The sequence below is a fragment of the Phyllobacterium zundukense genome (assembly GCF_025452195.1).
GTDB lineage: Bacteria > Pseudomonadota > Alphaproteobacteria > Rhizobiales > Rhizobiaceae > Phyllobacterium > Phyllobacterium zundukense_A.
Window position 1 is genome coordinate 294,302 of sequence record NZ_CP104972.1, and the last position, 17,647, is coordinate 311,948.

General features: G+C 57.8%; 15 protein-coding genes. 2 read left to right on the forward strand and 13 right to left on the reverse strand.

Annotation, left to right across the window (positions count from 1 at the left end; translation table 11 throughout):
• Nucleotides 1–74: 74 nt before the first annotated feature.
• Complete coding sequence (locus N8E88_RS08840) at nucleotides 75–1,103, reverse strand: substrate-binding domain-containing protein (RefSeq protein WP_262292192.1); 1,029 nt, start codon at nucleotides 1,101–1,103, stop codon at nucleotides 75–77.
• 534 nt (nucleotides 1,104–1,637) lie between these two features.
• Between N8E88_RS08840 and N8E88_RS08845 the strand changes: the two genes are divergently transcribed.
• Nucleotides 1,638–3,137 (forward strand): phospholipase D-like domain-containing protein, encoded by a 1,500-nt coding sequence (locus N8E88_RS08845; protein ID WP_262292193.1) that lies wholly within the window; start codon nucleotides 1,638–1,640, stop codon nucleotides 3,135–3,137.
• Here N8E88_RS08845 and N8E88_RS08850 read toward each other — a convergent pair.
• Nucleotides 3,111–4,058: a putative bifunctional lysylphosphatidylglycerol flippase/synthetase gene (locus tag N8E88_RS08850; RefSeq protein ID WP_262292194.1), complete on the reverse strand. Its 948-nt coding sequence runs from the start codon at nucleotides 4,056–4,058 to the stop codon at nucleotides 3,111–3,113. The two genes, N8E88_RS08845 and N8E88_RS08850, sit on opposite strands and share 27 nt — an antisense overlap.
• A 34-nt stretch (nucleotides 4,059–4,092) precedes the next feature.
• On the opposite strand from N8E88_RS08850, the gene N8E88_RS08855 reads away from it, so the two are divergent.
• The gene (locus N8E88_RS08855) at nucleotides 4,093–4,875 is read left to right on the forward strand and encodes an endonuclease/exonuclease/phosphatase family protein (RefSeq protein ID WP_262292195.1); all 783 of its coding nucleotides are present in this window, start codon (nucleotides 4,093–4,095) and stop codon (nucleotides 4,873–4,875) included.
• 148 nt (nucleotides 4,876–5,023) lie between these two features.
• Here N8E88_RS08855 and N8E88_RS08860 read toward each other — a convergent pair whose 3' ends face one another.
• The 11 genes from N8E88_RS08860 to N8E88_RS08910 all read right to left on the reverse strand — a co-directional run bounded on the left by N8E88_RS08860 (nucleotide 5,024) and on the right by N8E88_RS08910 (nucleotide 17,317).
• Nucleotides 5,024–7,030 (reverse strand): ABC transporter ATP-binding protein/permease, encoded by a 2,007-nt coding sequence (locus N8E88_RS08860; RefSeq protein WP_262292196.1) that lies wholly within the window; start codon nucleotides 7,028–7,030, stop codon nucleotides 5,024–5,026.
• Between the two features lie 338 nt (nucleotides 7,031–7,368).
• Nucleotides 7,369–8,649 carry a plasmid replication protein RepC gene (gene repC, locus N8E88_RS08865; RefSeq protein WP_262292197.1) on the reverse strand — a complete coding sequence of 427 codons (1,281 nt, stop codon included), beginning with the start codon at nucleotides 8,647–8,649 and terminating at the stop codon, nucleotides 7,369–7,371.
• A gap of 157 nt (nucleotides 8,650–8,806) precedes the next feature.
• Entirely contained in the window at nucleotides 8,807–9,814 is a 1,008-nt protein-coding gene (gene repB / locus N8E88_RS08870; protein ID WP_262292198.1) for a plasmid partitioning protein RepB, read from the reverse strand.
• Entirely contained in the window at nucleotides 9,811–11,034 is a 1,224-nt protein-coding gene (gene repA / locus N8E88_RS08875; protein WP_262292199.1) for a plasmid partitioning protein RepA, read from the reverse strand. The genes repB and repA overlap by 4 nt, the downstream gene beginning before the upstream one ends.
• Nucleotides 11,035–11,481: 447 nt before the next feature.
• Nucleotides 11,482–12,321: a transporter substrate-binding domain-containing protein gene (locus N8E88_RS08880; RefSeq protein ID WP_262292200.1), complete on the reverse strand. Its 840-nt coding sequence runs from the start codon at nucleotides 12,319–12,321 to the stop codon at nucleotides 11,482–11,484.
• Nucleotides 12,314–13,504 (reverse strand): alanine racemase, encoded by a 1,191-nt coding sequence (gene alr, locus N8E88_RS08885; protein ID WP_262292201.1) that lies wholly within the window; start codon nucleotides 13,502–13,504, stop codon nucleotides 12,314–12,316. Before alr ends, N8E88_RS08880 begins: the two co-directional genes overlap by 8 nt.
• Nucleotides 13,501–14,259, reverse strand: coding sequence for an ABC transporter permease (locus N8E88_RS08890; protein ID WP_262292202.1), 759 nt, complete (start codon nucleotides 14,257–14,259; stop codon nucleotides 13,501–13,503). The genes alr and N8E88_RS08890 overlap by 4 nt, the downstream gene beginning before the upstream one ends.
• A 10-nt stretch (nucleotides 14,260–14,269) precedes the next feature.
• Nucleotides 14,270–14,947: an ABC transporter permease gene (locus N8E88_RS08895; protein ID WP_262292203.1), complete on the reverse strand. Its 678-nt coding sequence runs from the start codon at nucleotides 14,945–14,947 to the stop codon at nucleotides 14,270–14,272.
• Nucleotides 14,944–15,705 (reverse strand): ABC transporter ATP-binding protein, encoded by a 762-nt coding sequence (locus N8E88_RS08900; protein WP_262292387.1) that lies wholly within the window; start codon nucleotides 15,703–15,705, stop codon nucleotides 14,944–14,946. The genes N8E88_RS08895 and N8E88_RS08900 overlap by 4 nt, the downstream gene beginning before the upstream one ends.
• Nucleotides 15,706–15,851: 146 nt before the next feature.
• Nucleotides 15,852–16,748, reverse strand: a complete 897-nt coding sequence (locus N8E88_RS08905; protein ID WP_262292204.1) for a helix-turn-helix domain-containing protein — start codon at nucleotides 16,746–16,748, stop codon at nucleotides 15,852–15,854.
• The gene (locus tag N8E88_RS08910; RefSeq protein ID WP_262292205.1) at nucleotides 16,745–17,317 is read right to left on the reverse strand and encodes a helix-turn-helix domain-containing protein; all 573 of its coding nucleotides are present in this window, start codon (nucleotides 17,315–17,317) and stop codon (nucleotides 16,745–16,747) included. The genes N8E88_RS08905 and N8E88_RS08910 overlap by 4 nt, the downstream gene beginning before the upstream one ends.
• Nucleotides 17,318–17,647 lie beyond the last annotated feature (330 nt).

The following is a 17,647-nucleotide window of genomic DNA, read 5'->3' on the forward strand; positions in this document are numbered from 1 at the left end:
TCTTCGCAAGGATGGCAACTGGTTTCGCAAGGATGGCTACCCGGACTTGCCGCCCGGATAGCCGGTTGCAATGCCTATTCCTCGATACCCTTGGTGCCGCGGCGCTTGAGGTATTTGTCCCAGAAGAAATCGTCGGCATTCTCGGCCGTGACAATGGAAAGCCCGTTGTCCACGAAGGGGATGCTCATCGGATTGAGCCCTGCACGCTTGGCATCGTTCATGGGATCGATCAGTTCCGGGTGCTTGGCCAGCCAGAGCAGCATGAAGCCCATGTAGCCCTGCATGCCCTGATTGGGGTTGATCGAGCCGAAGACTTCACCTGCCTTGATCATGTCAAGGATGTTGGCGTTGACGTCCGCACACATGACGAGAATCTTGCCGCCGCTTTCCTTGTTGGCCTGGGCGGCGCCGATGGCCGAATTCGCCTCCGGCATGAAGACGGCCGCGAGATTGGGATTGGCCTGGATGATACTCATCAGGCCCTGATAGGCCTTGGTCGGATCCTGGTTCGAGGCTGCTCTGCCGACGAGTTTCATGTCGGGCCACTTTGCCTTCATACGCTCGATGAAAGCCGTGACGCGCTTGTCGTGATTGTCCTGCCCGGGATTCTCGAGGACGGCATATTCGCCCTTGCCTCCGAGCTTCTCGGCAATGGCATCGGCAGCATAGGTGCCCTCGCGTATGTTGTCGGACGTAATGAAGGAAATCCGCTTGGAAAGCGGCGAATCCGCCGCGAATGTCACGACCGCCGTACCCTGGCCGATCGCCCGGTTGATCGGCTCAATGAATGGATCCGAGTTCATCGGGTGAACGAGAATGCCAGCGGGATTCTGCGCAAGCGCCTGGTCGAAACTGGCGATCTGCTTGTTGACGTCATATTCCGGTGTTCCGGTATAGGCCGTTTCGCAACCGAGCTGCTTGCCCGCCTGCTTGAACATTTCATAGACGGGGAACCAGTATTCAACGCCAGAAACCATGACGTTCATGACGTATTTTTCGCCCGGTTCGCAGCGAAACGGCGATTCTTCGGCAGCTTTAGCAGGGGCTGCGGAATACGCCATGACCAGGACTGCCATGGCCGTTGTGCTTAAAAAAGTGCGCAAGTGTCCTCCTCGAGGCCGAAGCCCCTCCCATTGGTTTCGTGGTGCCGCGCAGGCGGCCACAATTCGTTGTGAAGACCAGCAATCCTCCTCGAATGCTGCCCGGAGCAATCAAGCCCAAAAGCAAATCAATGTCAATATAATTCAATATGTGAATTATAATTCATGCAACCACTTGCGACAGTCGACCTCTTGCGCCAGGCCCTGCCCGCACTATGAACAGGTGTCGTCAATGTCATCGACTTGATGACCTGGTCGAAAGATCAGCATCCGCATGTCTGACCGACGATGCATGGGGCAGACTGTTGACGCGCGCAACCCGTTATCTCCGACTATCACGGCTATCCCTGTTCGGGGTTGCCCGTACACCCCTCGGACAATGCGAAGAGCGACCCGATAACAAGCGCCGTACTCAGTCCACCGCGCCAAGCCGTTGATTGCACAGGGAACCATCTGGCCAGACCGATGTTTTGATTTCGCTGTACGCCGCTTGGTTTCTTTGCGTGCAAACAATGAGAAAGAAGGTGTCCTGACCAGATGGCATTCATACAGACCGAAGAGTCTTCGTCAAAGCCGACACGCGTCGCGCGACACCAATCGCTCATAAAGGTTGGTGTGAATGCGTGGCGTCTTGTCTCGGCTCGCCGGATCGCGATGCTGGTGGATGCCGCTGACTACTACCGACATCTCGAAGAAGCCTTCGCCACCGCCCAACGCTCCATCCTTATCGCCGGCTGGGACTTTAACGGAGAGATCGCTCTGCGTCCCGACCGGCCCGGTGCTGAGCGGCTCGGCCACTATCTGCGGCGATTGATCGACGAGCGGATGGATCTTCATATTCATATCCTGGTCTGGTCCAACGGCCCGATCTATTCGGCACGGCAGATGCGCGTATTTCCCAAAGAGCCCTGGGCCGACCATCCGCGTATCAATCTTTGCTATGATCGTCACCATCCATGGCGCGGTTGTCATCACCAAAAAATAGTATGTATCGATGACAAAATCGCTTTCTCCGGGGGTATTGACCTGACCGTCCACCGCTGGGACACCTCGGATCATTTCGAAATTGACAGCCGGCGCAAAGACTTGAATGGCACGCTTTACCCCGCGGTGCACGATGTGCAGCTTGCCGTGGACGGGCAGGCCGCAAGATCTTTGGCCGATCTCCTGCGCGCGCGTTGGCTGACCTGCAAAGGCACGAGGATCGCCCCGGTACGTGTCGACGGCAACCGTTGGCCGGCCGGTCTGAAGCCCGACCTTCGCAATGTTGACGTTGCCATAGCCCGCACCGCACCCGCTGCCTTCGGGAGAAAAGGCAGTCGCGAAATCGAGCTGCTCAATGAAACGGCGCTGAAGGCCGCCCGCCGATCGGTCTATATAGAGACCCAGTATCTCACATGTCGGCGAATTGGTCGTTTGATTGAACGCAGGCTGCGTGAGCCTGATGGACCGGAAATCATCATCGTGGTTCCCCAAGAATGCCACGGTGGCCTGGAGCGACTGTTCATGGGCGGCAATCGCGACCGCCTTGTTCGCCGGCTCAGACGAGCCGACATATATGGCCGACTACGTGTCGTTTACCCGGTTGTCGTTGATAGTGAAGGCGCTCACGAAGCCCCTGTCTTCGTCCATTCCAAAGTTATGATCATCGACGACCGGTTTGCGCGGATCGGCTCATCCAATCTTAATAATCGCTCTTGCGGCATGGATACCGAGTGCGATCTCGCCATCGAGGCGGCGACCCCATCGGAGCGTGCAGCTGTCGCTCGCTTGCGTGATCGTCTCCTGGCTGAGCACCTCGGTATGACACCCGTTGAAGTGCAATCGCGCATCCACAAGCAGCGGTCCATTGTCGAGGTAATCGACAATTATAGCCGCGGCAACCGCCGCTTGAAGCCTATAGTGCTCGAAGCAGACGCCGGGCCGGAGAAGCCCATTCCCCTGACTGCCTTGTTCGATCCAAAAAAGCCCGTGCAACCCTCACGATATTTTGGCAAATGCTTGCAAATCTTAAGGGTGTGGCTGAGCCGACGCTGATTTGGCCTTGGCCGTATCCCTCCCCAGCACCCGTTCCGATATGGCAAGCAGCAGCAGCCCGAGGGGTAGTGGCAGCAAGAAATAGACGCATCTGAAGGCTATGACGGCACCGATGGTGGCAGCCTGCGGCAACAGAAACTGCGTGGTGGCTTCCAGGACTCCGAGACCACCCGGAACGTGTGTCGCGATGGCCGTTGCATTCGCTATCGCGTACGCTGCGGAGACCTCCCAATAATGGACATCCTGATAGGCCAATAACAACTGCTGAAGGCTCGCCGCGATGCAAGCGAAGTTGATCGTGCCAAGGGCCAGTTGCGCAACCGCCAATCGCAGCGGTGGCAAATTGAATTTCCACTTGCGGACGGTCAGAAGCCGCCGGATCCGCCAACAGAGGATCAGATAGAGCGCAAGGGCTGCAAGAAATACCATGCCGACCAAAAACGCAGCCCGTTGCTCAAGACCGATGACTGCAGCGGAGCTCGAACTCAAAAGCATCGCCCATCCGCACAGCGATAACAGGCCGACGGCGACGGTCAACCCCGAGAAAAGCACAACCTTGGTCACATCCTCGGCTGTTAGTCCCCATCGCGAGTAGAAGCGATAGCGAATGGCGCCACTGCTCAAAGCCGACAAGCCGATATTGTGGCCGATTGAAAGGCTGACAAAGGACGTCAGCGCGGCTTTGCGGTACGCCAGAGGTTTGCCCGCATAGATGAGCCCAAAGGCATCGAAACCCGTCAGGCAACCATAGCTGGCTGCAGCAAAGACAATGGATAGAACAAGATGGTCAAGGGGGATCGCGCCAATCGATGCCACGACCTCTGCCGGACTGTAGCGGCTGATATTTCGGTAGAGCAGCCAGCAGAAAAAAGCGGCCGCTGTAGCGACCAGGAAATTCAGTCCTGCTTTTCTGCCGAGCATTGCTTTGTCTCCGGGGTACGGCCGGTGCGATGGCATGTTGAAGGGAACGAAGGTAGGCTTCGGAAAGTTCCTCTTGCATCGACACTGCGAGGAGATTGCTATCAAGATCCTGACCTACAATGTGCACAGCTGTGTCGGCAGCGACGGTCAACCATCTCCGGGGCGTATCGCCGAGGTCATTGCCGCGTGCGATCCGGACGTTGTCGCGCTACAGGAGCTCGATGTGGGCCGCAAGCGTACAGGCTCGGTGGATCAGGCGCATGCCATTGCAACCCAATTGAGTATGAGACTGTTCTTCCATCCGGCAATCCAAGTCGCTGAGGAGCAATATGGCGATGCTATTTTGACCTCGCTCGACATGCGGCTGATCAAGGCTGGTCCCCTGCCCTCTTTCGGAGAACGTCGTGGAGCATTGTGGGTCGAAGCGAACTACCGGGGAAACATTGTCAACATTATAAATACCCATTTGGGTCTGTCGAGGCGCGACCGCTCAGCCCAGGTTGCGGCTCTGCTTGGACCGGGCTGGCTCGGACACGCCGATTGCCGATCGCCGAAGATCTTGCTGGGCGATTTCAATGCCGGCAGGTCATCGTTGGCATACAGACAGATTTCCAACCAATTCGCAGACGTGTGGGCCGGCGGAACCGGCCGCCCGCGAAAAACGTTTCCTTCGCGGCTTCCTCTTGTCCGGATCGATCACATCTTTGTTGAAAGATCGATGCAGGTAACCGACGTCGGCGTTGTCAGCGGACGCACCGCACGCATGGCTTCGGATCATCTGCCTCTCTACGCCACCATCGCCATGAGCAAAACGTAGCGGAAAGCGGAGGTTCTTCGAACACAAATTGTCCGAAGCTGTGTTGTCACCACGTCGCCTGCGCAACCTTCGGCGACCCCGCTATGAGTGGCAAAGCCGGCGTCGAGATCTTCTCGGCTTGTGGCACTCCAAAGCGGTCATTGGGCTGTCAACTCCGAATGGATGAATTGTGTCGCCCGGGAACCTTTCTTTGCTGCTTTAAAAGGCGCGCAAGCAAGTTTCGCCTGCGCTTGCGCTGGCCGAGATCGATATCGCTGACAAGTTTTGCGCCACCCTCACGCCGCTCCAATATGATCTTACGGCTATGGAAAGCTTCGAGCTCGGCTCGATGCGCCACGCTTATGATGGTGACATTGGGCATTTCGTGGATGAGCATCTCCATCATCTTGTCCTGACTCTTCTCATCCAGTGCTGAGGTTGCTTCATCCAGCACGATGATGTCGGGCGTGTGTAGCAGCAGGCGGGCGAACGCCAGCCGCTGCTTTTCGCCCCCGGACAGGGTCTGGTCCCATGGTGCTTCCTCCTCGATCTTGCTGTTCAGGTAATCGAGTCCCACCTTGTCGAGTGCCGCGTTGATTTTCTCCAACGTCCAGTTATCGGCGGCGGCGGGATAGGCGACCGCACGGCGCAGCGTCCCGGAGGGGATATAGGGCCGTTGCGGCAACATGAACATTCGCCTGCCGGCGTGGAAATTGACAGTGCCGTCCCCCCACGGCCATAGACCTGCGACGGCCCGCACCAACGTGCTCTTGCCTGAGCCGGATTCGCCGGCCACTAAAACCCGCTCGCCTGGTTCGATCACGACCTCGGTTTCCTTGACCACGGCAGTGCCATCGTCAAGCGACACGGAAAGATTGTTCAAGCTAAGCACCGCATCGCCTTCAGTCTCGCCGCGCTTGATACGTCCGAAGGCGTCGCTCCGTTCCGCGCGCTCGAGGCCATCAAGCGACATCATCAGCGAGGCGATGCGCCGAGCACAGGCGTTCCAATCGGCAAGACGGGGGTAGTTGTCGACCAGCCATCCGAACGCGCCCTGCACGATAGCAAAGGCAGAGGCAGCCTGCATTACCTGCCCAAGTGTCATGCCACCTTCGAGAAATTTCGGAGCGCAAAGCAAAACCGGCACGACCGGCGCAAACAAGCTCGACCCCTGCGATACCAAGGCTGTCCGCATGTGCTGGCCGGTAAGAAGCGCCCATCGTCTGAGCACATTGCCGAACGTTTTGTCGATGCCGCTGCGTTCCTCCTCCTCGCCGCCGAGCAATGCAATACTCTCGCCATTTTCCCGCACGCGCGTCAGCACGTAGCGGAGTTCGGCTTCCGCTTGATTCTTTTCCTCGGAGAGGCGGACGAAATGGCGGCCAATGACCGCCATCGAGGTCGACGTGATCCCGGCATACAGCACCGCAGTGATAACGAGGAAACCGGGTACAGTAATAGTCGAACCTGCGATCGTCAGGGTCAGGGCCCCGCCGATAGTCCAGAGCACGACGATGAAGGTCGAGGCCGCCAGAAATGCGGAGATGACACCTGCGATGAAATCGACGGGCGATTCGGTGGCAATTCGCAAATCCTCCGTGATGCGGGCTTCGGGATTCTCGTGGTCGCCGCCGACAAGGTTCAACTGATAGTAACGGCCGTTTGCCAGCCATCGCGCAATGACGGCGGTCGTCAGCCAGGAGCGCCAGCGGCGCTGAATCGTCATCCGAAGGAAGACTTGTGCAACGACAAGGCTGCCGCTTCCAAGAACGAGCGGCACGAAAACGGCACTGAGGAAATAGACGGTGCTGGCATCGCGTTGCTCAAGGGCATCGAAAATTGCGCGATTCCAGACATTGATCCCATACTGGAAGCCGACATTGATACATATCAGGATCAAAAGCCCGATCGACAACGGCCAAGCCAGCCTATCGCCACGGCGGCTCCAGTAACCGCGCGCGCTGATCCAAAAACGTCTCAGCAAGTATTTCTTGCGCGCGCGCTCGGTCTCCTCAGGCGTCAGTTCTGCAACCGGATCGATGAAATCCGGCGGCGCGCCCTGCTCAGCGGCTTTCGAGGCGGCTTCGACAGTCGCTCCTTTCGCTTGACGCGATTTTTTGGCACTGCGTTGTTTGGCGCCGTCGATCGATTCCGCCTTGCGTTTGGCCTCGGACATAAGGGCGATAACGGCTTAAAAGATCAAAAGGTTGCACGATGTCTGCTCCAGATCTGATTGCCAACAGCACCAGTGCTCTTTCAGGTTCCGGTATTCGCAATGCGACAGGTTCGCCATTCTCGATTTACAGCTTTGACCGGTTGCGTGCACTCTCACCTCGCCGCTGCGTGTCAGCTATGAATTCAGGAACGGGTCAAACTCCCGTCCCTACCCAAGCCAGAGACTGACTAGATCGGACATTGCGACTGCCTGAAACAGCTCTTGCAGGTGGACGTCACTTCAGTTCAGTCATGTGACAATACCCTCAGAAATCAATCAAGCTTTTGTTAACCATCCTTTCACCCTGCCCTCGCCTCATCCTGCTTCTGGTTTGCCTTCAACAATCCCATCAGCAAGGGACCCGAGGAGAACGAACCGGCGCGAGCTTTGTCGGTAAGCGAGCGGAGGTAACCGCCTGGGCTGGTAATGGCTTCGCCCTTTTGCAAGATGGCGGCGACGACAATGGCCGCTTCATTGGCACCAAAGGTTTCGACGGCCTGGTTCCATGCGTCAGGGCTTATCCCGAGCGTCACCCGAACCAGATTGGCCGTCTGCACCAGATCAGGCCAGCTCTCGATGCCTCGCAAGGCGTAATCGACAATGTCCGGGCAAGCCTTCAGGATCAAGCCGAGCGGAAAGGCTTTTGGCGGCAGCTTGTAGCGGGAATGTATCGGCTGGTCGGTCACGCCGGCATCGATCTCTTTGGTGCTTTCCGGCTCGCTGGCATCGTTCCAGCTTGCCTCGGCATTTGCCCCCTGGTCTTTTCTAAAGCCGGGTTCAAGTTCAGATGAAGAGTCGGGATTTTGATTCTGTATGTGCCGTTCATTTTGAACGTCACTGGCGTTTGATTTTCTATAATTAGCGTGAATTTCCAATAACTTCTCGACATCCAGGCGCAAATCATCAAGCGCAGCGGCCAATACATCGAGCCCCAGGCGGTCAAAGCCACGTAACAGTGGTCGTGCCAGCGGGATAAAACGCTCGCTGATGGCGCTCCAGGGCCCATCCAGTTCCTGCTCTTCGGCAAAGATAATCATCTTGGCGATGTCGCGGCGATGCAGGCTGATACGTTCCCGAAGCAGGCGTTTTGCCAGATCTTCGGCGCGGATGGCGGCAGCGAATTGTTCGATCTCCCCTGCCCGCGCCACCAGCGGCGACAGATCGAAGCCGAAAGCCGTTTTGACGCCGCCTTCCTGGTCGCGGCGCACATAACGCTTACCGTTGGGGCTGTCGCGACGGATGATGAGACCAGCCTCGACCAACGCCGCCAGATGCCGGCGCAATGTTACTGGCGCCATGCCGTGGGCGCGCATCGAAAGTTCGCGGTTGGAGGGGAAAACGACGAGATTGCCTTCGCTGTCGAGTTCCGCCGGCTTATGGAAGCTCAGCAGCGCATGCAGCACGGCCAGCGACCGATCAGATACACCGAGGGCCGGACGCGCCTCGGTGATCGTACGGAACAATTTCCACTTGTCGGCGACTTGCATGGCCGGACAATCGCGCGCCGCAGCCTGTGCTTCCAGCATGGCATGCGACATCGGCCGCCGCCCGAAGGGCGTCGTTGTCATTTCCCTGTTCATAGCTTTCACCTTCAATCAGGCAAAAGAAATCTGCTCGCCGAAACGACGCTTAGTGCTTGACAGTGATTCTCGGAAATGCGATTCTCAAGCTGCTTAGACTTTGAGAGGGCTTCCGGGACTTGTTTCGGGGGCCTTTTCTTTTGTGATCTCTCTCCAGTTAGAGTTGTCTCATACGCGGTTCACTCGCCTCACTGCGAAGATACGCAGCGTAGATTTCCGGCAAATGCGTTATCAGATAGTGGCCGAACTCCGGCGCTGTTGCCTCGTCAACGATCACTTTCGTCTTGCCGTCGTTCTGCTCTATCCTGGCAAAGGGCACGCCTTCGCTGGATTTTAGCGGATAGATAGAGGGACCGGATTTCCGCTTCGGTGTCAGGCTTTTCAGGAGCAGCGCAAATCGCGCATCGCTGTCGAGCCGCATGAAGCGCTGCATATCCACCCGCTCCTTCCAGGATCCGGACGTTGCCTGCAGCAGCTGCGACAGCTGCTCCCAGCGTGGCCGGCCGACCTTGGGTGCAGCTCCGACCGCCTGGATCAAATCCAGCGGCAGCGAGTTGGCCACAGCGATCATGGTCGACAAATTGCCTTTATGAACCGACAGTGCCGCCATCAGCGCATGCCGCTCAATGCCGTGCGCCTCGAGCCGGGCTGCGAACAGAGCCCGCTCGATGAAGGACAGGTCCTTGCGCTCGAGGTTTTCCTTGCCCTGGGCAACGATCAGATCCTCATCGGAAAGATCGCGCACGACCGCTTTCACCGGGCGGCCGAGAGCCTGCAACGCGGCAAGGCGACGATGGCCATAGGCGACCTGATAGCGATTGTCGTCTTGCGGGCTGGGCCTGACCAGGATCGGAACCTGCTGACCGTGCTCCTCGATACTTGCCTTCAGGTCGTCGAAATCCGCCGTATCGAGATCATCAAGGCGATCGCGAATGAACGAGACATCGATCAGATCAGGCTCGATGTCGATAACGTATTCGCCGGACTGAAGCTGGGCGCGCAGAGTCTGCGCATCCTCGGCATCGTCCGAAAGACTTTGCAGCGACAGGCCCATGGCTTTCAGAGAGCCGGACTTCTGCGCCGGTTTCGCCAGGCGGTGTTCGTTCTGCGACGCCTCGTTGATCGGCGTCATCATGGCTTTCAAGGCATCTCTGCGTTTGTTCATGGCGACCTGCCCCATGCTTCGCGCACCAGATCCTCAATCTCGAGATTGACCGCATTAAGGGCTTCGATGGCGCGGTCATAGGTGACGCGGGTGAAATATTCGCGGCCGACCTCATAGAGCGTCTGTTTGGTCAGCCCCGCATCGGAAATGGCCGTCGACTTCAGCAAGGCGTTGGTCAGCACGCGCTCGCCGAACAGGCTCTTCATCAAGCCGACGATCTGGCCTTGCGGCCCGTCGCTCGGTTCATAGCGGGTTATGACGTAGCGGAAGAAATCATAATCTGCATCGCCGCCCGCCTGCTCGACGACGTCGAGCAATCCTGCTGTCATGTGCAAAAACTGCGACATGGACGCTACGTCGAGCATTTGCGGATGGATGGTGACAAGGACACTGCGCGCCGCGCACAGTGCCGATAGCGTCAGGAAGCCCAGCGACGGCGGGCAGTCCAGCACAACAACGTCATAGCGATCATCGACTGTCGCCAGCGCGGCCGCAATGCGCGAGAAGAACAGCCGCTCGGCACCGCGACGCTTTTCAGCAAGGATGCGCGGCGTGTCATGCTCGAATTCCTGCAGCTCCAGATTGCCCGGAATGATATCGAGTCCATGAAAATACGTCTTGCGAATGATGTCGGCGAGGGGACGCTGCTGATCGTCATAGCGGATCGCGCCATAAATCGTGTCGTTGTCTTCCAGATCAAATTCCGGCTGGATGCCGAACAGGGCTGACAGTGATGCCTGCGGATCGAGATCGATCGCCAGCGTCCGATAACCGCGCATGGCAAAGTACTGCGCGACATGGGCCGCGGTCGTCGTCTTGCCGGAACCGCCTTTGAAATTGGTGACGGCAATGACCTGCATATGTTCATTGCCTTGACGAACCGGCAGATAGCTTTTCTTCGACTTGGCCAGATAGCGGCGAATTTCATGCACCTGCTCAAGCGAATAGAGCCTGCGCCCGCCGGATGTCTTTTCCGCTTCGGGACCCTCGCCCGCCAATGACAAATGCCTGATATAAGCGTCGGTGATGCCGATGAGCTTGGCCGCCTCGCCGGAGGTGAATTTGCGCAATTCCTTCACGGCTGTCGGCGGAAAAGCGCGCGAGCGCAACTCTTGCAATTGGGCGCTGAGCAGGTCAGCATCCGCCTCAATCAGACGCGTCAGCGAGCGCACCTTCTTACCGGTCCGGTGACTCTGGTCTTTTTCAGCTGGAGACAACATACACGCTCTAAATCCAATTTCTGCGATTAAAGCGTAAATTCAACTGAGTCTGCGTGAGTCGTCAAGCAATTAAAGGTTAACGGGAATTTTGCTGTGCGCAGCTTTATAAAAAGTTCCGCCTCATTCCCCGGCAGTATGCGTCGCTGATGGAAGCGCGCGCGGATCAAAACCTGTGTCTTCCTCATGGGGGCCACTCAATCGGTTGGCATGGATCAAGAGATGATCGTTGACGATGCGGGTCTGGAAAGATGCCTTGCAAAGTCGCACGTACACAAAAATCCTTGGGGGCGACACCGATGTTCAAGCAGCGCCTTGATTGGTCAGCTGGTCAGACGGGCTGAAATTACAGCGTCACCGGGGTTGATACCACCTTGCGATTTCCTATCCCGATGCACTTTGCTGCTCGTCGCTTGCAAACCCCTGGCCAAACCAATCGCAAATGCTGGTTCAGTTCGACACCAGATCCGCACCGAACCATTTGAGGCTTATCGCTTTCAGCGAACCATCCGCTTCAATTACTTCGATAGCACCATTGAACCGTTCGGCAAGGTCCTTGTCCTGCTTGCGCAAGCCGATGCCGACCCCTGGACCGAAGAGGCCGCCCGAAATTCTCGGGCCGTAGAGCGCTGCCATCGCACCGTCCTTGGACTCGAGAAAAGCCTTCCAGACGGAGTAGTCTGCCAATCCAGCATCAATGCGGCCTGCAACCAGATCAAGATTCAGATTGTCCTGTGTATCGTATGTCCGGATATCAACGGCATCGCCAAAATACTCCCGGACGAATGCTTCGGCGTTCGTCGATCCCTGCACGCCGATGATTTTTCCGTTGAGTGCGTCCTTCAGGGCTTGCAGAATGCCTCTCTCCTCTTCCGCCTCGGACGAGAGATTGACTTTCAGATGGCTGGCCATCTCGGCAAGACCGAGCGACTTTCTGACAACGAAGTAATTGGAGGTCAGGGCATAGGGTTTTGAGAAGGCGATAACCTCCTTTCTTTTTTCGGTGATCGACATTCCCGCCATGATGGCATCGAACTTGCCGACGTTCAGAGCGGGAATGATACCGTCCCATGCCTGCGTCGCAAATTCGCATTTTAATTTGGCCCGCTCACAAAGCGCCGTGCCGACATCGATGTCAAAGCCCACGGGTTTTCCAGACGTGTCGACTGAATTCCAGGGTGGAAATGCGCCTTCAGTGGCGATCCTGATCGTTTTGCCGTCCTGGGCACGCGCCTGCCCCACAATCAAGGCAGCCAGAAGTAAAGACAGTGGTAGTTTGAACCTATTCATTGTGTGTCCCCTTGTCAGTTTGCCTTGCGCTGTAAATCCTCGGGATATGATCTCTGAGCTGCGCATAAAGGCCGACGATATCGGTCCCCCAGAGGGCGGCGACTTCTTCATGGGTGATGGATTGATCCCCTTGACGGCCGAGCAGCACGACCTGATCCCCATAGCGAGCGTCTGGAACATCGGTTAAGTCGATACGCATGTGTTCAAGATGGGCGGGAGGCAGCAACCGGGCTCGCTGCCCCCGCACGAGGCCCACCGCGCCGCCTGGAATCTGCCTGGGAAGCCCGTCTCCCCAGCCCATGCCAATCACCCCGAGGATCCCCGGATTCTTCCCGAAAATGGTCGGCGCGGGTCCGAGGGAAGCATCGAGGCGCTTGACCGAAACCAGGCTTGAACAAATGGATTTCAGTGCCGGGCGCAGCATGACCGGGCGGGTCGGCTTGTCGGACTCTGGAAGCCCAAAAAACAGCGCTCCTGGATCAACGGCATCGAAGTCCATGTCCGGATGGTTTAGCACGCCCTCTGTACTGGTCATCATGACCACAGCGGGGCGCCAGCCGAAACCGCTGGCCTCGCGCAAGATCGCCTGCATTCGATCGAATTGCTTATTCGCATCTGAGCCTTGCTTGGTCGGCAGCTCGCTCATGTGGGCGTAAATGCCCTCGACTTGCACGTCGGCAAGACCTGCCGCTGCGGCCAGAAGTTTACCCGCGTCGAAAGGCGTGGCGCCAGCTCGGAAGAACCCAAGGTCGACTTTTATGAACACACGCGGTCTCGTGATGGCAGCCCGCCATTGCTCCAGCTCTTCAATACTCGAAACGCTGACGGTCAGATCAAGCGACTGAATTGTCGGCGCGGCCGCAGGCAGGGCACCCGGATAGAGCAGAAGCTGCTGGGATAGGCCTTCCTGGCGAATAGCGATGGCATCGAGCAGAGAAGCCACCGCGAAACCATCGACACCCTCCTTGGCCAAAGCCGAAGCGACTGGCCCAGCGCCGCACCCATATGCGTTGCGTTTAAGACAGGCATAGACCTTGACGTGGCAAGGCAGATGGCTGCGGAGTTGCCGGTAGTTGTGGCAAATGGCATCAAGGTCGATCTCGTACCAGCAACCGCGCAACATTGCGGCGCTGGCCTGATCTGCAGCGCGTACGCCTGATAGGGGCACCGGAACGGTCCTCATGGTGCCACTTTCTGCGATGCGGATATTTTTGCGGCCGCCCTGACGCGTGATCGGCTGTTGTTCTTAAGTCCGGCGCGTTGCTGATGCTTTGCCATATGCCGTTCCAATCGGCCAAAGAGATGAACGATCAGGAATGTGAATCCGAGATAGATCAGGGCCGCCGCTATGAAGACCTCGTAAGGAGAAAAGGTCTGCGCCACGATCTTCCGCGCCGTGCCGGTCAGTTCCATGAGAGTGATGGTGCTGGCGAGAGAACTCGCCTTCAGCATCAAGACGACCTCATTTGCGTATGCCGGAAGCGCGAGCCGAAAGCCGGCAGGAAGAACGATCCGTCGAATGCGCAACGCGTAGGACATTCCGAGTGCTTTTGCAGCTTCGATTTCACCAGAGGGAACCGCCCGAATTCCTCCACGCAAAATCTCCGTCGTATAGGCGCCGTTGTTCAGGGAGAATGTGATGAGTGCGCACCAGTAAGGCTCTCTCAATATACGCCAGGCGGCGCTTGAGCGTATCCACTCCAGCTGGCCGGCGCCGTAATAGATGAGAAATAGTTGTACCAGCAGGGGGGTGCCACGGAACACGAACGTGTAGAGGAGAATGGTATAGGAAAGAACGGAAGACGGCGATGTTCGCAACAGCGCAAGTGGAACCGCAATGAGAAGGCCGATGGCAACGGAAGCCGCCGTCAGTTGCGCCGTGAGCAGCATCCCTTCGAAAAGCAGGGGCAGAACGTCGACAATGAGGTGCAGGTTCATGACAACACTCTCATTGCGCGAACCGCACGCCGCGATCGGCGCGTCGCTCAAGCCATGTCAGGCCGATCAGCGAAACGGAGGTGAACAACAGATAGAGACCGGCAGCGATCGAATAGAACTTCAGGGGGTCATGGGTTGACCCCGCAGCGATACTGGTCTTGCGCATCAGATCTTCAAGGCCGACCACGGAAATCAGCGCCGTATCCTTAAGCAGTGTGAGCCAAAGGTTACCGAGGCCAGGCAACGCGTAACGCCACATCTGCGGGAGAATCACCAGGTGCCACACGCAAAACTTCGACAGACCAAGAGCCTGAGCCGCCTCAATCTGTCCTGAAGGCACCCCCTGAATGGCAGCCCTGAAGACTTCGGTCGCGTATGCTCCAAAAACGATCGTCAGTGCAAATACGCCGGCGGCGAACGCATCGACCTCGACGTAGCGACCGAACACCGTTGTCAGCGCAACGGTGCCGCCAAAGTACAGGATAAGAATGATGAGAAGTTCGGGAACACCGCGAACAATCGTGGTGTAACAGTCAGCGAGCCACCGGATAATCTGAAACCGGCTGCGTTTGGCCAAGGCTCCGCACAGACCGACGCCGATACCCAGCGCCAGACTGGTGACTGCTGTGCGAAGTGTAGTCAATGCGCCAAGGGCGATTTGATCGCCAAAGCCTTGCAATTCTGTCATTGGCCACGTTCCCCGAAATGTGCCGACAGGAACTGTTTGAACCGCGGTGAGGAGGGCTTGCTGAAAAGTTGGTCCGGATTGCCCTCCTCTTCGACCTGTCCCTGATAGAGAAATACGACGCGGTTGGACACGTGATGGGCAAATCCAAGTTCGTGGGTAGCAATGAGCATCGTACGCCCTTCATCGGCGAGCGAGCGAATGACCTTCAACACCTCTCCGACCAACTCAGGATCCAGCGCGGAGGTCGGTTCGTCAAAGAGAAGGATGTCCGGTTGCATTGCCAGAGCACGCGCGATCGCCACCCTTTGTTGTTGCCCGCCGGAAAGATGAGCCGGATAAGCGTGACGTTTATCGGCGAGGCCCACTTTCAGGAGCAACTCTTCTGCCCGAAGGCATGCCTCTTGTTTGGCGATGCCGAGGACCTGGACCGGTGCTTCAACAATATTTTCGAGGACAGTCTTCCATGGCCAGAGGTTGAAGTGCTGGAACACCATCCCCAGTCTGGCGCGCAGAGCGTTGACCTCCCGCCGGCGCGCCCGACTACCGCTCATTCTGACACGTCTCTCGGCGATCCAGATTTCACCTTCGCTGGGCTCTTCCAAAAAGTTCAGGCATCGCAGAAACGTGCTTTTTCCCGACCCGCTGCTTCCCAAGATGGAGATCACATCGCCGCGCTGCGCGGTCATGGAAATCCCTTTGAGGACCTCGAGCGTACCAAAGCGCTTCTTCAGATTTTTGACGCGCAGCGGGGCGTTCATATCAGAAATAAGGGGCTGAGATTTACCGTTATCCGATTGCGTATGCACTGGAGACCCTCGTTTGTTTTTCGCGAAGATGCGACAGCAAACGCGAGGGTGCTTGCAGTAAATTGATGCAGGTGCGGGATCTGATCAGTAAATCATTGCTATGCTTTGCACGGCCAGCTGCCGCGATATGCCACGGGGGTCGTACCCACTTCCCGCCGAAAGGCATTGGAAAAATGGCTTGAACTGGAGAAGCCACATGACAGGGCGATATCGGTGACCGGCATCGAGGAATGGCGCAGAAAGTCCTTTGCCCGCTCGATCCTGCGCCGGATAATAAAGGCATAGGGCGGACAGCCAAGCGTTTGCCTGAACGCCCGGCAAAAGTGCGGAACGCTCAAACCGGCAAGGTCGGCCAGTTGTAAAAGCGACAAGTCAGCCGTGAGGTCGTCGTCAATTCTCTGAATCACCCGGTTAAGGTTCATCGGGGCGAGCCCGCCTTTGCGCACAGAGGGCCGATATCTTTGCCTGCGCATCAGCTGGGCGAAGATTGTGGCCGTATAGCTCTCCACAAGCATGGCGCTGAGAGGATTGCGGTCACGCATCTCTGCGCCTATCCCGCGCGCTGCGTTGAGGATGATGGGATCCTCGAAGCCGAGATCCGGCGAAAGCGACGGTAGCGCGTCGAGCGGCACCCCGGCAAGAAGCTCTGCCACATGCGCCGGTTTGACCTGGATTGACAGATAGGCCGCTGTCGAGGCGCCGGCTTCCCAACCCCGCCAGCTGCATCCGGCGGGAACAAACAGGATTGCGCCGGGCTTTCGGGGCACAAACCCGGCGTTCCTGCCATCTATGAAGTATTCACCGCGCTCGGAGTTGCCCTGCACATTGAGAAGGACAACGTGCCGGCTGGAGGTGATCGCCGTCTCCTCCTTGGCAAGCCCGCTGCGCCGGACAAGGTCGGCCTCCACGCGGTGCCAGGTCCTCTGCTCACGGGAGGTTGTCCGGCAGTCACCGACCTTGAAGGCAGGTTGTGGCCCGGAGATCGTCATGTTCATCCCCGATCCTCATCGGATGCAGAACCCATCCGCCCTGCCCCATATGTGTCCGGTGCCCCGCTGTGCCCATTCTCAGTCTTCGGCGCATGGCCCCTCTTGTCCCCTTCCAAAGCAGAAAATTCTTCGCCAAGGGCAGCAATGAGCGAGGATACGCGGCGGCGCGTGCGGGGAGGCAGCCGCATCACCCCTTCAATCAGCCGCCGCCCCTCACTGCTTGCTATGAATGTGATCCGCTCGTCGACCGGGAGCGAGGCCACCTCGCCCTCCGGCCTTGCATTGCCCGGCAGCCCTTCAAAGAAACGCCCGACGGGCACGCCGAGGAATGTCGCGATTTCAAACAGCATGGACGCACTGATGCGGTTCTTGCCGTTCTCATATTTTTGGAGTTGCTGCGGGCTTACCTGGACAGCGCGGGCAAGCTCGGCCTGCGTTACGTCGGAATGGATGCGCACGGCGGCAACCTGACGCCCGACATAAAGATCAGCAGCATGCGGAACCTCGCTCGCGGACGCTTGCGGGTAAAGCGGGTGCGGCCGCCTTTCCGTCAGCTGGATCTTCCGGTGCTGCATCTGTCACTCCCCGTAAAATGAAAGTCTCGCCGTACGTCCCGACTGAACCTTCGAATGATCCGCGGATCGGCAACTGAGCAAGAGGGTCTCGGCATCGAGGTCGACGGCCCATACCAAATCGGGTGACGGCACTTTGCGCTCGATGCTCACTATGCCCCGTTGATAACTGCCGTGTCCGGACCATCTTCCGCGAGGTGCTGGGCAATGCATTTGGCAAGACGGCGCGGTCGCAAGTCGGCGGGCAATTCCCGTAAGATAACGGTCATTCTCCATCGGATCCGGGTGTATGGGGCCGAATGGTCGAAAGAACACCTCAGCCATCGCATTATG